This window comes from Acidimicrobiales bacterium (genome assembly GCA_035547835.1).
GTDB lineage: Bacteria > Actinomycetota > Acidimicrobiia > Acidimicrobiales > Iamiaceae > DASZTW01.
In genome coordinates, this window is the sequence record DASZTW010000015.1 from 78,099 (window position 1) to 97,146 (window position 19,048).

The 19,048-nt window shown below is 70.4% G+C and carries 17 protein-coding genes; 8 read left to right on the top strand and 9 right to left on the bottom strand.

Annotated features, from left to right (window positions below; translation table 11 throughout):
• The first annotated feature begins 25 nt into the window (after positions 1-25).
• From VHA73_12060 to VHA73_12070, 3 genes are read left to right on the top strand one after another with little or no spacing between them, the layout of a single operon-like run.
• Complete coding sequence (locus VHA73_12060; GenBank protein HVX18758.1) at positions 26-730, top strand: response regulator transcription factor; 705 nt, start codon at positions 26-28, stop codon at positions 728-730.
• 8 nt (positions 731-738) lie between these two features.
• Positions 739-2,397 (top strand): HAMP domain-containing sensor histidine kinase, encoded by a 1,659-nt coding sequence (locus tag VHA73_12065; protein HVX18759.1) that lies wholly within the window; start codon positions 739-741, stop codon positions 2,395-2,397.
• 31 nt (positions 2,398-2,428) lie between these two features.
• Positions 2,429-3,379: an oxidoreductase gene (locus VHA73_12070; GenBank protein ID HVX18760.1), complete on the top strand. Its 951-nt coding sequence runs from the start codon at positions 2,429-2,431 to the stop codon at positions 3,377-3,379.
• On the opposite strand, the gene VHA73_12075 is transcribed toward VHA73_12070, so the two are convergent.
• Positions 3,346-4,197: a site-specific DNA-methyltransferase gene (locus tag VHA73_12075; protein ID HVX18761.1), complete on the bottom strand. Its 852-nt coding sequence runs from the start codon at positions 4,195-4,197 to the stop codon at positions 3,346-3,348. The two genes, VHA73_12070 and VHA73_12075, sit on opposite strands and share 34 nt — an antisense overlap.
• The gene (locus tag VHA73_12080; protein HVX18762.1) at positions 4,194-4,967 is read right to left on the bottom strand and encodes an HAD hydrolase-like protein; all 774 of its coding nucleotides are present in this window, start codon (positions 4,965-4,967) and stop codon (positions 4,194-4,196) included. Before VHA73_12080 ends, VHA73_12075 begins: the two co-directional genes overlap by 4 nt.
• Before the next feature lie 97 nt (positions 4,968-5,064).
• On the opposite strand from VHA73_12080, the gene VHA73_12085 reads away from it, so the two are divergent.
• The gene (locus tag VHA73_12085) at positions 5,065-6,684 is read left to right on the top strand and encodes an MFS transporter (GenBank protein ID HVX18763.1); all 1,620 of its coding nucleotides are present in this window, start codon (positions 5,065-5,067) and stop codon (positions 6,682-6,684) included.
• A 30-nt stretch (positions 6,685-6,714) separates the two neighbouring features.
• On the opposite strand, the gene VHA73_12090 is transcribed toward VHA73_12085, so the two are convergent.
• Positions 6,715-8,574, bottom strand: coding sequence for an AMP-dependent synthetase/ligase (locus tag VHA73_12090; GenBank protein HVX18764.1), 1,860 nt, complete (start codon positions 8,572-8,574; stop codon positions 6,715-6,717).
• 133 nt (positions 8,575-8,707) lie between these two features.
• On the opposite strand from VHA73_12090, the gene lgt reads away from it, so the two are divergent.
• From lgt to VHA73_12105, 3 genes are all read left to right on the top strand, one after another.
• Entirely contained in the window at positions 8,708-9,889 is a 1,182-nt protein-coding gene (gene lgt / locus VHA73_12095; GenBank protein HVX18765.1) for a prolipoprotein diacylglyceryl transferase, read from the top strand.
• 87 nt (positions 9,890-9,976) lie between these two features.
• Positions 9,977-11,164 (top strand): thiolase family protein, encoded by a 1,188-nt coding sequence (locus VHA73_12100; GenBank protein HVX18766.1) that lies wholly within the window; start codon positions 9,977-9,979, stop codon positions 11,162-11,164.
• 82 nt (positions 11,165-11,246) lie between these two features.
• Entirely contained in the window at positions 11,247-11,498 is a 252-nt protein-coding gene (locus VHA73_12105; protein HVX18767.1) for a hypothetical protein, read from the top strand.
• Between the two features lie 186 nt (positions 11,499-11,684).
• Here the strand turns inward: VHA73_12105 and VHA73_12110 are convergent, their stop codons facing one another.
• The gene (locus tag VHA73_12110) at positions 11,685-12,065 is read right to left on the bottom strand and encodes a hypothetical protein (protein ID HVX18768.1); all 381 of its coding nucleotides are present in this window, start codon (positions 12,063-12,065) and stop codon (positions 11,685-11,687) included.
• Between the two features lie 69 nt (positions 12,066-12,134).
• Between VHA73_12110 and VHA73_12115 the strand changes: the two genes are divergently transcribed.
• Positions 12,135-12,722: an aminodeoxychorismate/anthranilate synthase component II gene (locus VHA73_12115; protein ID HVX18769.1), complete on the top strand. Its 588-nt coding sequence runs from the start codon at positions 12,135-12,137 to the stop codon at positions 12,720-12,722.
• A gap of 188 nt (positions 12,723-12,910) precedes the next feature.
• Here the strand turns inward: VHA73_12115 and VHA73_12120 are convergent, their stop codons facing one another.
• The 5 genes from VHA73_12120 to VHA73_12140 all read right to left on the bottom strand — a co-directional run bounded on the left by VHA73_12120 (position 12,911) and on the right by VHA73_12140 (position 19,042).
• The gene (locus VHA73_12120) at positions 12,911-13,372 is read right to left on the bottom strand and encodes an Hsp20/alpha crystallin family protein (GenBank protein ID HVX18770.1); all 462 of its coding nucleotides are present in this window, start codon (positions 13,370-13,372) and stop codon (positions 12,911-12,913) included.
• A gap of 157 nt (positions 13,373-13,529) precedes the next feature.
• Positions 13,530-14,042 carry a universal stress protein gene (locus VHA73_12125; protein HVX18771.1) on the bottom strand — a complete coding sequence of 171 codons (513 nt, stop codon included), beginning with the start codon at positions 14,040-14,042 and terminating at the stop codon, positions 13,530-13,532.
• Positions 14,043-14,201: 159 nt separating this feature from the next.
• Positions 14,202-16,004, bottom strand: a complete 1,803-nt coding sequence (gene pknB / locus VHA73_12130; protein ID HVX18772.1) for a Stk1 family PASTA domain-containing Ser/Thr kinase — start codon at positions 16,002-16,004, stop codon at positions 14,202-14,204.
• Positions 16,005-16,154: 150 nt separating this feature from the next.
• Positions 16,155-17,708, bottom strand: a complete 1,554-nt coding sequence (locus tag VHA73_12135; GenBank protein ID HVX18773.1) for a penicillin-binding protein 2 — start codon at positions 17,706-17,708, stop codon at positions 16,155-16,157.
• Positions 17,705-19,042 (bottom strand): FtsW/RodA/SpoVE family cell cycle protein, encoded by a 1,338-nt coding sequence (locus VHA73_12140; protein HVX18774.1) that lies wholly within the window; start codon positions 19,040-19,042, stop codon positions 17,705-17,707. Before VHA73_12140 ends, VHA73_12135 begins: the two co-directional genes overlap by 4 nt.
• Positions 19,043-19,048 lie beyond the last annotated feature (6 nt).

Here is a 19,048-nt window from a genome sequence, read left to right on the forward strand (position 1 = left end):
CAGTCCCACGCGACAGCATGGCGGGGTGGCAGTCGACCAACAGCAACCCGAAGCGAAGCTCCTCGTGGTCGACGACGAGCCCAACATCGTCGAGCTGCTGTCGGCGTCGCTGCGCTTTTCGGGTTTCGAGGTGGCCACCGCGATGACCGGCAACGAGGCGCTGCGGGTGGCCGAGAAGTGGTCGCCCGACCTGGTGGTGCTCGACGTCATGCTCCCGGACCTCGACGGCTTCAGCGTGGTGCGCGCGATGCGTGGGCGTGGCCACGACGTCCCGGTGCTGTTCCTCACCGCCCGCGACGCGAACGACGACAAGGTCACGGGCCTCACCGTCGGCGGCGACGACTACGTCACCAAGCCGTTCAGCCTCGAGGAAGTGGTGGCGCGGATCCGCGCCGTGCTGCGTCGCACGGGCAAGGGCGCGTCGCCGTCCCGGATCGTGGTGGCCGACTTGGAGCTCGACGAGGACAGCCACGAGGTCTGGCGCGGCGGTGAGGTGATCTCGCTGTCGCCCACCGAGTTCGAGCTCCTGCGCTACCTCATGGTCAACGCCGGTCGGGTGCTGTCGAAGGCGCAGATCCTCGACCACGTGTGGAACTACGACTTCGGCGGCAACGCCAACATCGTCGAGTCGTACATCTCCTACCTGCGCCGCAAAGTCGACGCGGTCGAGCCGCGGCTGCTCCAGACGATCCGCGGTGTCGGGTACGTCCTGCGGCCTCCCCGGGTCTGAGGCGAGCCGTGCCCCAGGAGCCAACGCTCGACCAGGTCGAGTCGGCCCCGCTCGCCGAAGCGGCCGAGGAAGCCCTTCCGCCACCGGCGCCCAACTTGTTGGCTGCTGGCGCCCGGGCCGACGGCGCAGGTGCCGATCGCGCAAGCGCGTCGGGCGAGCGCCCCCGGCGTTGGCCGCTGCGGACGTGGCGCCGCACTCCCCTGTGGGCCCGGCTGGTCGGGGCCGTGCTGTTGCTCGTGGCGATCGCGCTGGTGTTCACGGGCACGATCGCGTCGAACTTGCTGCGCAGCTACCTCAACGACCAGGTCGACCAACGGTTGGCGTCGGCGTCGACGCACGTCGATCGGAGCGTCGATGCGTTCCCGGGTACGGGCGGCTCGCCGCCGACCCCGCTGCCGAACCCGGTGATCTACGAGCTGATCGGCAACGACGGCACGTTGCTCGGCTTCACGCAGGGCATCGGCGGCTCCGATACCCGTGCGCCTGACCTGGGTGGTCTCACCTCAGCCGAAGCTCGCCGCCGCGGCACCAAGCCGTACACGATCGAGACCAGCTCGGGTCGCTGGCGGGTCTTGCTGCGCCCGGTCCGCTCCGACGCGACCCTGGCCACCATCAGCAACTTGGCCGATGTCGACCGAGCGCTCAACCACCTCGAGCGCATCGAGTGGATCGTGGGGCTGGCCGTGCTGGTGGCGCTCGCCGGGCTCGGCGTCGTCGTGGTTCGCCTCAGCCTCCGGCCCCTCGACGACATCGAGGACACTGCCGCGGCTATCAGCGCCGGCGATCTGTCCCGCCGGGTGCCGCACGTCGATCCGCGCACCGAGGTCGGCCGCCTGGGCGCATCGCTGAACGGGATGCTCGGCCAGATCGAGGCAGCAGCGTCCGCGCAGGCCGCCTCCGAGCGCGAGGCGCGCGCCTCGGAGGACCGCATGCGCCGCTTCGTCGCCGATGCCAGCCACGAGTTGCGCACGCCCCTCACGTCGATCCGCGGCTTCGCCGAGCTGCACCGTCAGCGCGGCGGCGGCACCACCGAGGAGACCGACCGGCTCGTGGGTCGCATCGAGTCGGAAGCCACCCGCATGTCGTCGTTGGTCGAAGACCTGCTGGTGCTGGCCCGCATGGACCAGGGCCGCCCCCTGCAGTTCGCCCAGGTCGACTTGCGGCCACTCGCCCACGACGCCGGTTTCGATCTGCAGACGCTCGACCCCGACCGCCCCGTCGACGTCGTCACACCCGACTCGCCGGTCGTCGTCTCCGCCGACGCCGGGCGAGTCCGCCAAGTGCTCGCCAATCTGATCGGCAACGTCCGCACCCACACCCCTGGCGATGCCGCCACCACGATCTCGGTGCGCGAAGCGGGGCCGTGGGCGGTGATCGAGGTCGCCGACCGCGGCCCGGGCCTGGATCCCGACCAAGCGGCCAAGGTCTTCGAGCGGTTCTACCGGGCCGACGACTCGCGGGGTCGGTCACAAGGCGGGGTCGGGCTTGGCCTGTCGATCGTCGCGTCGATCGCCGACGCCCACGGTGGCGGCGCCGACGTCCAGCCGACTCCGGGCGGCGGTGCGACGTTCCGTTTCTGGCTCCCCCGTCCCGCGACCACCCCCCCACCCCTTCCGCGCGTGGAGTCCCACCGTGGTGGTCACATCTCTCGCGCAGAAGGCGAGTGAAGGGGCGTCTCGGACGTGCAAGGCTGACGCGATGTCCGGATGGTCTCTCTCCCAGATGCCCGACCAGCGCGGCCGCACGGTGGTCATCACCGGCGCCAACAGCGGGCTCGGTCTGCGATCGGCCGAAGCGCTGGCGGGGTCCGGCGCCCGGGTGCTGATGGCGTGCCGCAACCCCGACAAGGGTGCGAGCGCGCTCGAAGCCGTCACGGCCAAAGCCAGCGGGCCGGCGCCCGAGCTGGTGTCGCTCGACTTGTCGGAGCCGGCATCGATCGAAGCGGCAGCGGCCGACATCACGAGCCGCACCGACCACGTCGACGTCCTGATGAACAACGCCGGCGTGATGGCCATCCCACTGCGACGCAACTCCGAGGGTTGGGAGCTGCAGTTCGCCACCAACCACCTCGGTCACTTCGCGTTGACCGGCCGCCTGTTGCCGGCGTTGTTGGCGGCCGAGGCGCCGCGGGTGGTCACCACGTCGTCGCAGGCGAGCCGGCCCGGAAAGGTCGACTTTCGCGACCCGCAGTGGGAGCGCCGGCGCTACTCCCGCTGGTTCGCCTACTCGCAGTCGAAGTTCTCCAACTTGTTGTTCGCGTTCGAGCTCGCTCGCCGGGCCGAGGCGGCTGGTTCGGACCTCGTGTCGGTGGCGGCGCACCCTGGCTACGCGGCCACCCACCTGCAAGCCGTGGGTCCCGAGATGGAAGGCAACAAGCTGATGGGTCGGGTGATGGCGGCCACCAACCGGGTGATGGCCCAAAGCGATGCCGACGGCGCCTTGCCACAGCTGTACGCGGCGACCATGCCCGACGTGAAGCCCAGCGAGTACTTCGGGCCGAAGGGGTTCGGCGAACAGAAAGGCCCGCCGGTCCGTGTCCGCGCCAAGGGCTCGGCCTACGACGAAGGCACGGCCAAGAAGCTGTGGGACCTGTCGGAGGAGCTCACCGGCGTGGCCTACGACTTCGGCGGGGGCGCGTCGTCGGCCTGACCCGTTCCGGCGGCCGCCGGAGTAGCCCACTCTGGGACGGCGAGCCGCTCGATGCCGAGCCGCCCTTCGACCAGCGCCACGTAGTCGGAGTCGCGGTCCGCGAGGATCGCCTTTCGGCCGAGGGCGCGTGCCACTGCGCCGGTGGTGCCGGACCCGCACATCGGGTCGATCAGCAGATCGCCCTCCACGGTCGCCATCCGCACCAGCGGGTTGTACACGGCCTCGGGCTTCTGCGACGGGTGACCGGTCTGCTCGGCTCTGCCGATGAAACCGACGAGCAGGGCGGACTCGATCACGCTCGGCGGTCCGGGCAGGTAGCGCAGCTTGCCCTCGGCCTGCTTTTGGAGCTGTGCCTCGTTCAGGAACGCTTCGGGATGGAGCACGGCATCGGGCCGGGTGAGGTGCAGGCAGGTCATCTGGGCGGAGCGCCAGCCCCGGATCACCGACGGGTTGTTCTTGTAGTACCAGGTGAGCCACGCCTCGAGCTCGACGCCGGTCGGGAGCCGGTCGACGAAGCGGGCCACGATCTCGGGGAAGCCCCACAGGTACGTGTGGGGCGCCACGGCGGCCGCCGCCTCCAGCAGGCGGACGACGAATCCGGTGTAGTCGTCGCGGACACCGCCGACGCCCTTGTTGTACCAAGGGTCGAGCATCACGCAAGCGGCCGCGGTCGCCGTGTCCGCCAGGGCAGCGGCCACCAGCGGGAGGCTGGCCTCGACGTCGATGGGCCCGAGCACCACCACGCCGTCGCGCGCCAGCCGGGCGCGAAGCGCCGCGGCGAACTCGCCGACCGCGCCGGTGGTGGCACGGTCGGTCACGACGTGGCTCGCCGGCGCGCCGACGCGGTGGCCTCGCCTGGTCGCGAGCGGCGCGTCCCGCCTGGATCGGGGTCGGCGCTGGTCGCACGGGCTCCGAACGACCGCAACAACGCGCGCAGGTGGGCGACGTCGTCGGCGACCGCGAATGGGCCGGCTCCTTCGAGCTCGCGGCGCGAGCCGTAGCCCCACCGCACGCCGATGGCAGCGATGCCGTGGTGGTGCGCTCCGGCGATGTCGCTGGCCCGGTCGCCGACCATGACCACCCCGGCGATGTCGAGCGGGACCGCCCGATCGTCGGTGAGCGCGGCGAGGGCACGGCCGATGACCTCGTCTTTGGCGCCGCCGCTCTCGTCGTCGTTGGCGCCGGCGAGCACGGCGAACTTCGCTGACCAGCCGAGGTGATCGATCACTTCCTGCGCGACCCGGCGCGGCTTGGCGGTGGCGACTGCGAGCGCGACACCGGCCGCGGTCAGCTCGTCGAGCAGTCGTGCCGCCCCCGCGTACGGCGTCGTCCCCGCCGGGCCGTGCTCGGCGAAGTAAGCCTGGAACGCCAGGATCGACGCGCTGACGCCGGCAGGCGGGATCCCGAGCTCGGGCAGCAACACCGGCAGCGGCACGCCGATGTGGCCGCCGAGCTCTGCCGGGTCGAGGTGTGCGTGTGCCACGCCCCCGCGCTCGAGTGCCACGCGCAACGCGGCCACGATCACGTCGCTCGAGTCGACCAACGTGCCGTCGAAGTCGAACAGCACGGCCTCGGGCCACTCGGACATGACCGGACGGTACCGCGCCGGCCAGCCGGCACCGCCCGGCGCCGCGTCTCGCCCCGCGGCTGGACGATTCGCACGGTTCGTCCCATACTCTCCACCCGTGGGGGAAACCAACGGGGGGACAGAGGGGGACGCCGCGCGCCGTCGCCGCTCGCCTTTGGAGCTACTGCGGGCGAAGTTCCTGCGCGACACTAGCGGGCAGCTGATCTTCCCGCTCGCGGTGCTCACCGCGCTCTACTTCTTCGACGAGTTCGATTCGGCCGCGTTCGGCACGCTGGCGCCCGACATCCAACGCTCGTTCCATCTCTCCGACGAGAAGTTCCTCGGGCTGATCATCATCAACGTGTCGCTCGTGGTGCTCCTCGCGGTGCCTGTCGGGTACCTGGCCGACCGGGTGCGGCGCACCAACCTGGTGGTCATCTCCGGCGTGCTGGCCGGCGCGTTCAGCTTGTGCACGGGCATGGCTGGGAGCGTCGCCGTGTTGGTGATCGCCCGCTTCGGCAACGGGGTCGGTGTGCTCGCCAACCAGCCGATCCACAACTCGATGCTGAGCGACTACTACACCCCCGACGCGCGGCCCGGGGTGTATGCGAACCACACCAACGCGCTGTACGTGGGCGCCATCGTCGGCCCGGCCGTCGCCGGCCTCACGGGTGGCCTGCTCGGCTGGCGCGCCGCCTTCTTCGTCTTGTTCGTGCCGATCATCATCACGTCGATCGTGGCGCTGCGCCTCGAAGAGCCGGTACGTGGCGGCACCGACCTGCCGGGCGGCAGCGGTGCCGAGGCGCTGCCGCCACCGAAGTTCCGCCAAGCGGTCAAGACCCTGTGGGGTGTGCGCACCCTGCGCCGCATGTTCTGGGCGGCCATCTTCTTCGGCGCGGGCCTGATCCCGCTGGTGGCGTACTTGTCGTTGTACTTCGAGCGGGAGTACCACCTCGGCGCGCTGGCCCGCGGGCTCATCGGCGCCGCCAACGCGGCCGCGACGTACGTGGGTGTGCAGCACGGCGGCAAGCTCACGCCAGGTTGGTTCGCCAAGGGCATGGGCGTGCCGGTGCAGCGCATCGGCGCGGTGCTCGCCGCGGTGGGGGTGGGCGTGCTGCTCACCGGCGTCACCCCCTGGCTGTGGCCCACCATCGCCATCGGCTTGGCCACGAACTTCGTGCTCGGCTACTTCTACGCGCCGCTCGCGGCCGTGCAGGCGCTCGTCTCGCCGGCACGGGAGCGCAGCTTGTCGTTCAGCCTCGCAGCCATCTTCTTGGTGATCGGCGTGGCGCTGTTCTACCTGGTGGGCCTCGGCAACATCGCCGATGAACACGGCTTGCGCTGGGGGCTGGTGATCCTGTCGCCGTTCTGGCTCATCGGTGGGGCGATCGGCGCCTCGGCCGGCAAGTTCGTGGCCGACGACGTGGCCAAGGCGTTCGCCCCTGACCCCGACCCGGGCCCTCCTCCGGCCGATTCGGACGGTCCCGTCCCGTCGGGAGGCGGCACCCCGGGTGCGGGCAACGGCGCGGCGACCGCGCCGAGCACTGCGAGCGCGCGCTCTGGCATCCCGGCCGGCCCGGCGGTGCAGGTCACCGGGACCGTACCGGTGGCCGAGACGGCGCCGGTCGCCGAGACCGTGCCGGTGGCCGTGCCGGTGGCCGTGCCGGGTCCCGATGCGGTCCGCCCTCGCCGGCGGGCCCCGCTGCGCGCCGACCGCGCCGGCGACTCCGACCGCTGACGATCTGCCGTTCGTCGACGGGCGGGTCGTTCAGGCGTAGATGTCGGCGATGACGTCGGCGTAGGCCTCGCGGATCGCCCGGCGCTTCAGCTTCTGCGTCGGCGTCACGAACGCCGAGTCGGGCGGCCAGTCGTGGTCGAGCACCACGATCTTCTTCACGCGCTCGGCGTGGTTGAACGGGGCCATCGCCTCTTGCGCCGCGCGGTCGATCTCGGCCCGCACCTGCGGGTTGCGCGACAAGTCGGCGAGGTCGGTGAACGCGATGCCGTGCGCCTTCGCCCAGGCCGGCGCGTCGTCGGGGTCGAGCGTGACGAGGGCGGCCACGAACGGGCGCTGGTCGCCGACGGCGAACGCCTGGCCCACGAGCGGGATCATTCGCAGCGCCGCCTCGAGGTTGGCAGGGCTGACGTTCTTGCCGCCTGCCGTGATGATCAGCTCCTTCTTGCGGTCGACGATGCGGAAGTAGCCGTCGTCGTCGACGGTGGCGATGTCGCCCGTGCGGAGCCAGCCGCCGTCGAGGGCCTCGGCCGTCTTGCCAGGGTCGCCGAGGTAGCCGCCGAACACGTTGCCGCCGCGGCAGATCAGCTCGCCGTCGTCGCCGAGTGTCACCTCGCAACCCGGGATGGCCGTTCCCACGGTGCCGGGCTTGATGTGCTCCGGTGTCCAGGTGATCGGGCCGGTGCTCTCCGACATGCCGTAGATCTCCGACAGCGGGACGCCGATCGCCCGGAACCACAGGAGCAACTCGCCGCGCATCGGCGCTGCGCCGGTGATGGCCATGAGCAGCTCGTCGAGGCCGAGCAGCGCACGGGCCGGTTGGAACGCCACTTCGTCGAGGAACGCCCACGTCGCTTCTTGCTCTTCGGTGGCGCGACCCCAGGAGCGTTCCACGGCGATGGGCGTGGCGGCCTCCACCGCCTCGTCGAACTTGGTGGCCCGCTCGGGGTCGGCAGCGAGCGCGGCGAGCACGCCCGCGTTGATCTTCTCGAACACTCGTGGCACGCCGAACAGGACGTGTGGCCGCACTTGGGCGAGGTAGGCAGCCACTTGGCCGGCCTCGGGGCACGTCGACACCTCGAAGCCCAGCGCGACATGGATGTAGTGGCTCACCATCCGCTCGGCGATGTGCGCCATCGGCAGGTACGACACGACCCGCTTGCCGGCGTACTCGGTGGCGAAGGGAAAGCGCCGCCGCAAGCTCTCGCCCGTCCAGCACACGTTCTCGTTGGTGATCACCACGCCCTTGGGAGGACCGGTGGTGCCCGACGTGTAGATCACCGTGGCGGCGTCGTCGGGTCGGCCGGTGTCGGCGGCCGCCGCGAGGTCGACCGGCTCGTGAGCGAGCAGCGACTCGAACGTGAACGGAGGTTGGTCGCCGGGCCCCGGGTGCACCATGCCGATCTGCTCGAGGAGGGGGAGCGAGCGGGCGTCGGCGAACCGTGCCGCGAAGCCGTCGTCCTCCGCGACCGCGAACCGGGCGCCGCAGTGCTGAATGAGGTAGGCGACTTGGTCCGGCGACGACGAGTTGTAGACGGAGATCGGCGTCGCACCTACCAACAGGGCCGCCATGTCGAGCACGTGGAACTCCGCGCAGTTGCGCATCATCAACACGATCCGGTCGCCTCGCTCGAGGCCGAGTGCTTGGAACCCGGCCGCCGCTCGTGCCACTCGGTCGGCGTGTTGGGTCCAGGTCCACTCGTCCCACCCGTCACCGTTCGGCGACCGCAGCGCGATGCGGTCGGCGTGGTCGGCGACGAGTTGCACGAACTGCCGGGCCGGCGTGAGGCCGGCGACGGCGGCAGCGATCTCTGCAGCCTCGCGCCGTGCGCCTTCGGGCGTGGTGGAGCTGGATGGATCGAACGCGTTCGCCGAGTCGGACGTGGTGGTCACGGGTGCCCCCAGGGGACGAGTGCCGGAGCGCAGGACGCTCCACAGTTTCGCATGAGGTGGCCCGCGCCCCTCCTGGCTGTCCCGCCGCGGCGGTCGACCGGGTGGGTGCGCCCGGCTGTGGCAACCTGAGCCGGTGCTCCCGTCCATGCCGCCGTTGCTGGCGCACTCGCCACCGGGGTCGTCGCTGCTCGCCTCGATCCCGAGCCCGAGCAGCAACGCACTGCACCTCGGCAAGCTGCAGCTCCACTACTACGGGCTGTGCATCGCGCTCGGTGTGCTGGCCGCGGTCTGGTTGGGTCGGCGGCGCTGGGCGGCGCTCGGTCACCGCGGCGACGAGCTGGTCGACCTTGCGTTCTGGGCGGTGCCGGGTGGCCTGATCGGCGCCCGCGTCTACAGCGTCATCACCGACTTCAACCGGCTCTACGCCGACCACCCCGGCGACATCATCAAGATCTGGAAGGGCGGCCTCGGGATCCCCGGCGGGGTGATCGGTGGGGTGGCCGTGGGGGTGTGGTACGCCCGCCGCCACGACATGCATCTGCCGTCGCTGTTCGATGTGGTCGCGCCGTGCCTGCCGCTCGCCCAGGCCGTCGGCCGGTTCGGCAACTGGTTCAACCAAGAGCTGTACGGCCGGCACACGTCGCTCCCCTGGGGGCTCGAGATCGACGTCGCACACCGCTCGCCCTCGTCGGTCCTGCCGTACTCCACGTTCCACCCCACGTTCTTGTACGAAGCGCTGTGGAACCTCACGTTGGTCGGCCTCATCGTCACCTTCGACCGCTGGCGCGGGCGTGAGCCGGGCTGGGTCCTGGGCGCGCTCTACGGCTTTCTCGCCCTCGGCGTCGGCGCCGACGTGTGGCTGGTCGTCCAGCGCCAGCAGCCGCAGGCGGCCGGCACGCAGGTGGTGCTGCTGGTGGTCGGCGCCCTCGTCGGCGGCGCGCTGCTGTGGCGGCTGTTGCGGTTCGACCGGCGTGGGCCGCGGCGGATCGGCGACCTGTTCGCCCTGTACCTCGCCGGCTACTTCCTCGGTCGCCTGTGGGTCGAGTCGCTGCGCATCGACACGGCGAACACCATCCTCGGCTTGCGGGTCAACGAGTGGACGAGCCTGGTCGTGATCGCCGCTGCGCTCGGCTTCCTCGCGGCTCGGCGGCGCAGCCCCGCGGTCGCCCCGGCCGCCGACGCGACCAGGGACGGGCCCGGGGGCGACGGCGACGAAGACGAGAAGCGCGACGACGCCACCCCCGCTGACCGGGGATCGGAAGGCCAAGGCTCACGCCAGGTTGCGTCCGGCGGTGACCCCGCACCACACTCTTGACCGTGCGGTCCAGTTTTGGGTCGCTGCATGGTCCGCCGGAGACGCCGGCGGTAGCTCGCCGGACCGACGCCGGCAGAGGAGGACAACATGACCACCGCGGTGATCGTCGACGCCGTCCGCACAGCGGGCGGCAAGCGCAACGGAAAGCTCTCCGGGTGGCACCCGGTCGACCTGGCTGCCGAAACGCTCAAGGCGCTGGCTGAACGCAACAACCTCGACCCCGAGCTGGTCGACGACGTGATCATGGGCTGCGTGATGCAGGTCGGCAACCAGGGCCTCAACATCGGCCGCAACGCCGTGCTGGCCGCAGGCTGGCCCGAGTCGGTGCCGTCGACCACCGTCGACCGCCAGTGCGGTTCGTCGCAGCAGGCCGCCCACTTCGCCGCCCAGGGCGTCATCGCCGGCGCCTACGACATCGTGGTGGCCGCCGGTGTCGAGGTCATGTCGACCACGCCGATGGGCGCGTCGGTCACGCCCGGTAGCTTCCCGATGGGCCCTGCGATGATCGCCCGCTACGCACCGATCGGCGGCATGGTCGGCCAGGGCGTCGGTGCCGAGATGATCGCGGACGAGTGGGACCTGTCGCGCGAGGACCTCGACGCGTTCGGCCTCAAGTCGCAGGAGAACGCGGCCCGCGCCACCTCCGAAGGTCGCTTCGACAACGAGATCATCCCGGTCAAGGCGATGCCTCGCGACAAGGAGACCGGCAACATCATCGAGAGCGACGAGATCGTGAAGGCCGACGAAGGCATCCGCGACTCGTCGATGGAGACCCTCGCCAAGCTGAAGCCGGCGTTCAAGCCCGACGGCAAGATCACCGCGGGCAACTCGTCGCAGATCACCGATGGCGCATCGGCCGCGCTGATCATGAGCGAGGAGAAGGCCAAGCAGCTCGGCCTCACGCCACGGGCGCGCTTCCACACGTTCGCCCTCGCCGGCGTCGACCCGGTCACCATGCTCAAGGGCCCGATCCCGTCGACGCAGAAGGCCCTCGACAAGAGCGGGCTCGGCATCGACGACATCGACCTGTTCGAGATCAACGAGGCGTTCGCCTCGGTGGTGCTGGCCTGGCAAAAGGAGCTCAAGGCCAACCCCGACAAAGTGAACGTGAACGGTGGCGCCATCGCCCTCGGGCACCCGCTCGGCTGCTCGGGCACCAAGCTGATGGCCACGTTGCTCAACGAGCTCGAGCGCACCGGCGGCCGCTACGGCCTCCAGTCGATGTGCGAGGGCGGCGGCATGGCCAACGCCACGATCATCGAGCGCCTCGGCTGACCCGGCCTCACTCGATCACCAGCGAGGGACGGGCCCGCATGGCCCGTCCCTCGCCCGTTTTGTGACGCCGTAGCCTGCAGCCATGGTGTGGTGGCAGGTGCTGCTCGCGGCGTTCGTGGCGGCGGTCGTGTTGCGGGTCGGCTTCGTGGTGATCCGCAACGTGGCGAACCCGCTCCCACCGCCTCCACCGCCGGGTGAGCTGCGCCGGGTGCGGCTGGTCTACCGGTGCGGGGTGTGCGGCGCCGAGGTGAGGATGACGGCGGCCGCCAACGAGGACCCGGAACCGCCGCGGCATTGCATGGAAGAGATGGAACTGCAACATCCAGACGACTGAGACGGCCGTCCCGAGGCCCAAAATGGGCCGTGACCAGCACTACGCCGCGTTCATCCCCAGGTTGTGGACAACCTTGGGGAGCATCACACAGTTGTAACTCGGCCGTCACCTGGATGTCGCGTGAGCGAGCGGGTGCCACCACGCGCGACGCGCGAGCACGGCCGCGGTGAGTGGTCGACCGGCTCGTCAGCGGTATTGGGTGGCCGCCATGATGGCGCCGAACACACAAGCCAGCGACCCGCCCAGCCACCACCAGCTCGGCGCGCCGGGCAGCACGCTCAGGTAGTTGAGGAACACGCCGATCACGCCGAGCGCCATCAGTCCGAAGAAGGCGTAGGGCACCCACTTGGGTGTGAACTTGGCGGCCGTCGGCACCGGCGGGGTGTACCGGGAGCTCGCCTCGGCCCGCTTGCCGGCACCGTGGGAGTGGGTGGCGGCGCGGCTGCCCTTCGGGGCGGGACGGGTGCCTTTCGGGGTGACCCGGCCGCTCGGGGTGCGTGGCTTGGCCGCCGGTTTGGGCTTGGTCGACGTGCGGTTCGCCCGATTGCCCGACGGCTTCTTCGTCACAGCGCGGTCCCTTCGCTCCTCGAATCCGTTGCCGAGACCCTACGACTCCCGAAGTAGCCTCGACACGCCATGGCAGCCCGGATACTGGTGATCGACAACTACGACTCGTTCGTCTACAACCTCGTCCAGTACCTGGGCGAACTCGGCGCCGAGCCCCTGGTGCACCGCCACGACGCGCTCACGCTCGACGAGATCGAGGCGCTGGACCCCGATGGCGTGCTGATCTCGCCCGGCCCGGGCCGACCGGAGGACGCGGGCCTGTCGTGCGCCGTGATCGAGCGGTTCGCCGGTCGCCGCCCGGTGTTCGGGGTGTGCCTCGGCAACCAGGCGATCGGCCACGTCTACGGCGGTGCGGTGGTGCGGGCACCAGAGGTCGTGCACGGCAAGACCTCGTTGATCACCCACGAGGGCCGCGGCGTCTTCGCCGGCCTGCCCAACCCCCTCGAGGCCACCCGGTACCACTCCTTGGTGGTCGATCGGGCCTCGGTGCCCGACTGCCTCGAGGTCACCGCCGTCACCGACGACGGCTTGGTCATGGGCCTACGCCACCGCGAGTTCGACGTCGAGGGCGTGCAGTTTCACCCCGAGTCGATCCTCACCGTGTCCGGCCACGACCTCCTTCAGCGCTTCCTCGACCGCTGCGCCACCCCCGTCTGACCAGCCCCCGACTCCGCCCCCTGACCCTCCCGTGGGTCCTCTCCCTGACCCGTGGGGGGGTGGCGATGTGGCGGTTGGGTCGGCCGAGTCCCCCCGTTCGGCGTCGGTCGGTCGGTTCGAGACGCGCGATCGCCGGGGATCGCGGCCGCCGCTCGTCGGGAACCGCGAAACCCCGGCGTCGGGGGGACTCAGTGCTTGATCGGGATCTGCTTGGGCTCGGGCGTCGCGGGGGTCGGTACCCGCACCTCGAGGATGCCGTCGTGGTACTGCGCCGAGATGTCGGACGGTGAGATCCCGTCCGGCATGGGCAGCGAGCGGTGGTACTCGCCGTACCGCAGCTCCTGTCGCACATAGCCGCGCTTTTCGGTCTTCTCCTCCTCGTGGCGTTCGGCGTCGATGTGGAGCATCCCGTTGGCCACGGTGAGCTCGACGTCCTTGTCGGGGTCGATGCCCGGAAGGTCCGCTCGTACCACCAGCGTCCCGTCCTCTTGGAACTCCTCTACTCGCAGCAGACGCTCGACGTCGTGCCACGAGGTATCCCAGGTGCGACGCCACGGCGCCGCCGTCCAGTTGCCGAACCACTGGTCGAGGCGATCGAACATGTCTGCCGATTCGGGGAGCCGCTCTCGCTTGTTCAGGGCTTTCGTCATTGCTGGTACCTCCTCGCCTTGGTCATCCGCCGGTCCCCTGCTTGTTGCCATGGTGCTGCTGGCGTCGACGACGTGACTAGGGACCTTGGTCCCGTTGTGCGCAAGAACCGGTCGGTTGCCCGACGCTCGGCCACAGCCGCGCCGCGCCGTCCCGCTGTCAGGACAGGTCGCGGTCGCGCTCGTCGCGGTCGCGTTCGCTCGACGGGTCGTCCGCGGGGCGCACGACCACCACCGGGCATGTCGCGTGGTGCACGACGGCGGTGCTCACCGATCCGAGCATCATGCTGGCGAACCCGCCCCGGCCCCGGGAGCCGACCACGAGCATCCGGGCGCCCTTGGCAGCCTCGAGGAGCAGCAATGGCGGATAGCCCGGGTCGGTGAGAACACGCAGGCCAGGAGGGCGAGGCGCGCCCGCGAGGCACTCGTCGAGCAACGCGTCGACCCGCTCGCGAGCCACTGCGCTCAGACGCTCGCGGTCCTCGCGCCACTGCGTGTTGAAGCCCTCGGCCCACTCGCCGGGAATGGTCCAGGCGTGCACGACGTCGATGGGGTCGCCGCGCAGCGCGGCCTCCTCCAACGCGAAAGCGAGCGCCGCGCGGCCCCCGCCGGAATCGTCGACCCCCACCACGATGGGGTGGCGGCGTTCGTCGTTGAACGCTTCTTCAGCCATGTCGACCTCCAACTCGGGATCACCACCGACGGTCGGTGGCTCCGGCTCCAGTGAAACGGGGCGCTGCGCCCCAGGCCAGAGGCCAAAGTCCCACCGGTCTTCTCGCGGGCACCAACCCCTTCCGAGCCGGTCAGCAATCCGAGGCTGCCAGCCGCACCGCTAGGGGGTGGTGGTCGACGTGGTCGACGACGAGCCGGGGGTGGTGGTCGACGTGGTCGACGTGGTGGTGCTGCTGGTGGTTGTGGTGGGCTCGACGCCGTTGGAGATCACCACGACCACCGTCTCGCCGGGCTTGAGCTTGGTGCCGCCGGCGGGGTCGAGGCGGATCACCTTCCCTTGCGGCACGGTCGGGCTGTACTCGTAGTTGAGCTGCACGTGGTAGCCGGCGCTGGTCAGGGCGGACACGGCCGCGTCCTGGTCGCTGCCGACGGGGATGCTCGGCACCGTCTTGTTCGTGCCGGTCGAGTACGTCAACTTCACGGTGCCGCCCGGTGGGACGACGGAGCCGCTGGTGGGATCGACCGACATGACCACGTTGGCGTCGACCTCGTCGTTGGCTTGGCCGATCTGATCGATCTGATCGCTGCTGAGGCCGGCGGCCTCGAGGCGGTTCACGGCGTCGTCGAGGCTGAGGCCCTCGATGCCGTCAGGGATCTTGATCTCATGCCCGGCGCTCACGACGAGCTTGATGCTCGACCCCTTGGCCACCGCCTTCCCGGTGGGCGGATCGGTCCGGATGACGAGGTCCTTGCCGACGCTGTCGTCGTACACGCGCTCGATGTCGGTGGCCACGGTGAAGCCGGCGTTCTTCAACTGGTTGGTGGCGGCCAGGATCGACTGCTTGCGCACGTCGGGCACCTTGACCTTGTCGCTGCCGCCGACGCCGAGGCTGCGGGCCAGCACGAACAGCCCCACGCCGAGCAGGGCCAGCAAGGCGATGGCCGCCACGAGGAACACCCCACCACGCCGGCGCGGCGGCTCGTCGAACCGGTTGCTCGGCGGCAACATGGCGCCGTCGCCGGCCATCGTCGACGTGGCGGCGCGGGTGGCGCGGGTGGCGCCGACCCCGGCGACTGCGGCCGTCGCGCCGACCGGCGGGTCGAGGATGCCTTCGGCTTGGACGGGCCGGCCCTCGCGGAAGCGGCGCAGGTCGGCACGCAGGTCTTCGGCGGAGGCGTAGCGGTTGGCCGGGTTCTTGGCCAGCAGCTTCATGGTGATCGCCTCGTACGCCGGCGGGATCGCCGTGTTCAGGTGGCGAGGCGGGACGGGCTGCTCCTGCACGTGCTTGTACGCGATCGCCACCGGCGAGTCGCCCTGGAAGGGTGGGCGGCCACACACCATCTCGTACATGACGACCCCGAGCGAGTACAGGTCGCTGCGAGGATCGACGGGGCGGCCCTGCGCCTGTTCTGGCGAGAAATAGGTGGCCGTGCCCATGACCGAGCCGGTCTGGGTGAGGTTGGCGTCGGCACCCGACGTCGTGGCGCGGGCGATGCCGAAGTCGGTGACCTTCACCACGCCGTCGCGGGAGATCAACACGTTGCCGGGTTTGACGTCGCGGTGCACGACGCCGTTGCGGTGGGCGAACCCGAGGGCCGCGCCCACGTCGGTCGCGATGTCGGCGGCGCGGTCGGGGTGGACCGTGCCTTCGGCCTTCAAGATGTCGGCCAAGCTGCGCCCGTCGACGTACTCCATCACGATGAAGTGGGTGCCGGCCTCCTTCCCCCAGTCGTAGACACCCACGATGTTGGGGTGGTTGAGGTTGGCGGCAGCCTGGGCTTCCCGGCGGAAGCGCTCGACGAACGACTGGTCGGTGGCGAACTCCGGGACCAGGATCTTCACGGCGACCGGGCGCTCGAGGAGCTGGTCGCGGGCGAGGAACACTTCGGCCATGCCGCCCCGCGCGATGCGGCGATGCAGCTCGTAGCGTCCGCTGAGGACCACGGGGCCCTGTTCCGACATGGGGCTAGAGCCTAGAGGTCGACCCGACCGTGACCGGGGGCACGGGGTCGGGCGGGTCGCCGGCGGAGGGTGGTAGGTCGGTTGCGGATCTCGTCACGGCTCGGTCCGTGCAGTGGACGTTGACGGTGCCTGAGCGCACGTGACGGCTCATCAGTGTCCTCCGCCCGGCTGGTTCTGGGCCGCGATCGCGGCGTTCAACAAGGCGCTGGCCACCGGTCCGGCCACTGCCGCGCCGGTCGACTCGTTGCCGTGCCCGGGCACCCGCGGCACCACCACAGCCACCACCACGGTGGGCTCCTGGCCGGTCGGTCCCGCCCACGCCACCATCCACGCGTTGTTGGTGGCGGGGGTGGTGGCCACCTCGGCCGTGCCGGTCTTGGCGCCCACCGTGTAGCCGGGCACGTTGAACACGCCACGGGCGGTGCCGTGGTCGACCACGTTGATCATCGCCCCGCGCATGGTGGCCGCGGCCGATGGGCTGATCGCCTGCTTCCACACGTGGTTCTCGTAGGTCTTCACCACGTTGCCTTGCTCGTCGATCACCTGGTTGAGCAAGTGGGGCGCCATGATCGCCCCGTTGTTCGCCACGCCCGCGGTGGCCAAGGCCATCTCCAGCGGGGTGGCGCGCACGTCGCCCTGGCCGATCGAGCCCTGGGCCAGCAGGGGCAACTGGTGGGCGAAGTCGGTCGGGAACACCGAGGTGGCGGCGTTCGGCAAATCGATCGGGGGCTGCTCGTTGAACCCGAACTTGTCGGCTCCCGCCACCATCAACGACGGCCCGATGGTCTCGAGGCCCATCTGCGCGAACGACGAGTTGCACGACACAGCGAGGATGCGGAACAGCGTGCCGCCACACACCTCACCACCGAAGTTCGAGATCGCCAGGCCGTACGGCGGCTGATAGGCGCTCTCCGACGGGTAGCTCGGGTGGTCGGCGGTGACCTTCCCGGTGTCGACGCCGATCGACCCGGTCACCACCTTCATGGTGGAGCCAGGCGCGTACGTCTCGCGGTACGAGCGGGCCAACAGGGGCACTTGCGACGACCCGTCCAGCAGGTTCTTGGCGTACTGCGCCGTCTTGTGGTCGTGGCTCGACAGCGGGTTCGGGTCGAACGTCGGGTCGCTCCACAAGGCGAGGATCGCGCCGGTGCGAGGGTCGAGCGCCACCGCCGCGCCTTCGTGCAGGCCCCGCGCCGACAGCGCCTGCTCGAGCGCCTGGCGGGCTTGGAGCTGCACGTCCTTGCGGATCGTGAGGGTCAGGTCGCCGGTGTGCTGGCGGGTGACGAACAAATCGGACAGCGAGTGGTACTGCTGCTTGGCGGTCTGCCCCGCGAGCTCGTCGTTGTAGTACTTCTCGAGACCCGTCGCGCCGAACGCGAAGTTGTAGTAGCCGGTGATCGGCCCGAACAGGTCGCCTTCGGGGAACTCGCGCTGGTACTTGAACTGGTCCTTCACCGGCACCGACTTGGCGAGCACCACCCCGTCAGCCGTGGTGATCGAGCCGCGCGGCTGGCTGAAGTCGCGCACGATCGCCCGGTTGTTGGTGGGGTCCTTGTCGAGCCGCTTGCGACAGCCGGTCCTGGTCAGCGGCGTGGCGATCCCGGGGCACGACATCTGGCCCACTTGCAGCAGGTTCATCTGCACGAACAGCGCCGCGAAGCAGAACATCAACGCCACCGCCAGGCGGCGGATGCGGCGGTTCACGCGGCCACCCCCACCGGCGCTTGGCTGCGTGCCGCGGCCGGCGGCGTCGAGGCCTGAGCGTGCGAGATCCGGATCAGCAGGGCCAGCAGCACGTAGCTCGCCACCAGCGCGGAACCGCCGTAGGACACGAACGGCAGCGCCACACCGGTGAGCGGCAACAGGCGCGTGACGCCCGCCAGGATGAGGAACGTCTGGAAGCCGAGCAGCAACGTGAGCCCAGCCGCCATGAGCTTCTCGAACGGGTCGTGCGCCCGGGTGGCGATGCGCAGCCCGGCGCCGATGATCATCAGGTACGCGACGATCAGCACCGTGACCCCGAGCAGCCCGAGTTCCTCGCCGAACGCCGCGAAGATGAAGTCGTTGTAGACGACCGGGATGTTCTGCGGCTTGCCCAGCCCGAGCCCGGTACCGGCCACGCCACCGGCCGCCATGGCGAACGCGCCTTGGACGATCTGGTACCCCTTCACGGTGGTCGACCCGTCGGCCAGGGTGATCATCGTCCAGGGGTTCAGCCAGTCGGTGACCCGCTCGCGCACGTGCCCCATCGACCGGTACGCCAACGCCGCGCCGGCGGTGAGGAGCACCACACCGACGGCGAGGTAGCCGGCCCGCTCGGTCGAGATCCACAAGATCGCGATGAACAGTGTGAACAGGATCAGCGACTGGCCGAGGTCGCGCTGCACGAACAGCACACCGAGGCACACCAGCCAGGCGATCAGCACCGGCCCGAGGTGCTTGGGGTCGGGCAGCAGCGGACGGGCGCGAGGCCACGTGGCCATCCCGAGCAGCTCGCGCTTTTCCACCAGGTAACCGGCGAAGAACACGACGAGGGCGATCTTGGCGAACTCGCCGGGTTGGAAGCTGAGCGGCCCGAGGTGGATCCACACCCGCGCACCCTGGATGGTCTCCCCGATGCCGGGCACCAGCGGCAGGATCAACAACACCATGGCCAGCGCGCCGAGCGTGTACCGGTAGCGCTGGAGGTCGCGCACGCGGGGGACCAGCACGAGCGTCGCCACGAACGCCGCGATCGCGACGGCCGTCCAGGTGGCCTGCTGCACGGCGAGCTTGTGGTTGAGCCGCGAGATCATCACGTAGCCGAGCCCGTTGAGCAGACCGGCGACGGGCAACAGGATCGGGTCGGCATCGTGGGCCAGGCGTCGCACAGCGATGTGGGCGAGCACGATCAAGGCGAACACCACCGCCAGGAACGGCCCGATGTTGGCGGGGAGCGTGGCCGTGCGACCGAGGCTCGCCAGGACGTAGGCCCCACCAGTGATCAGGCCGCTCAAGATGATCAGGCCCAGTTCGGTGCGGCGTCGCAGCCGACCCATCAGCGC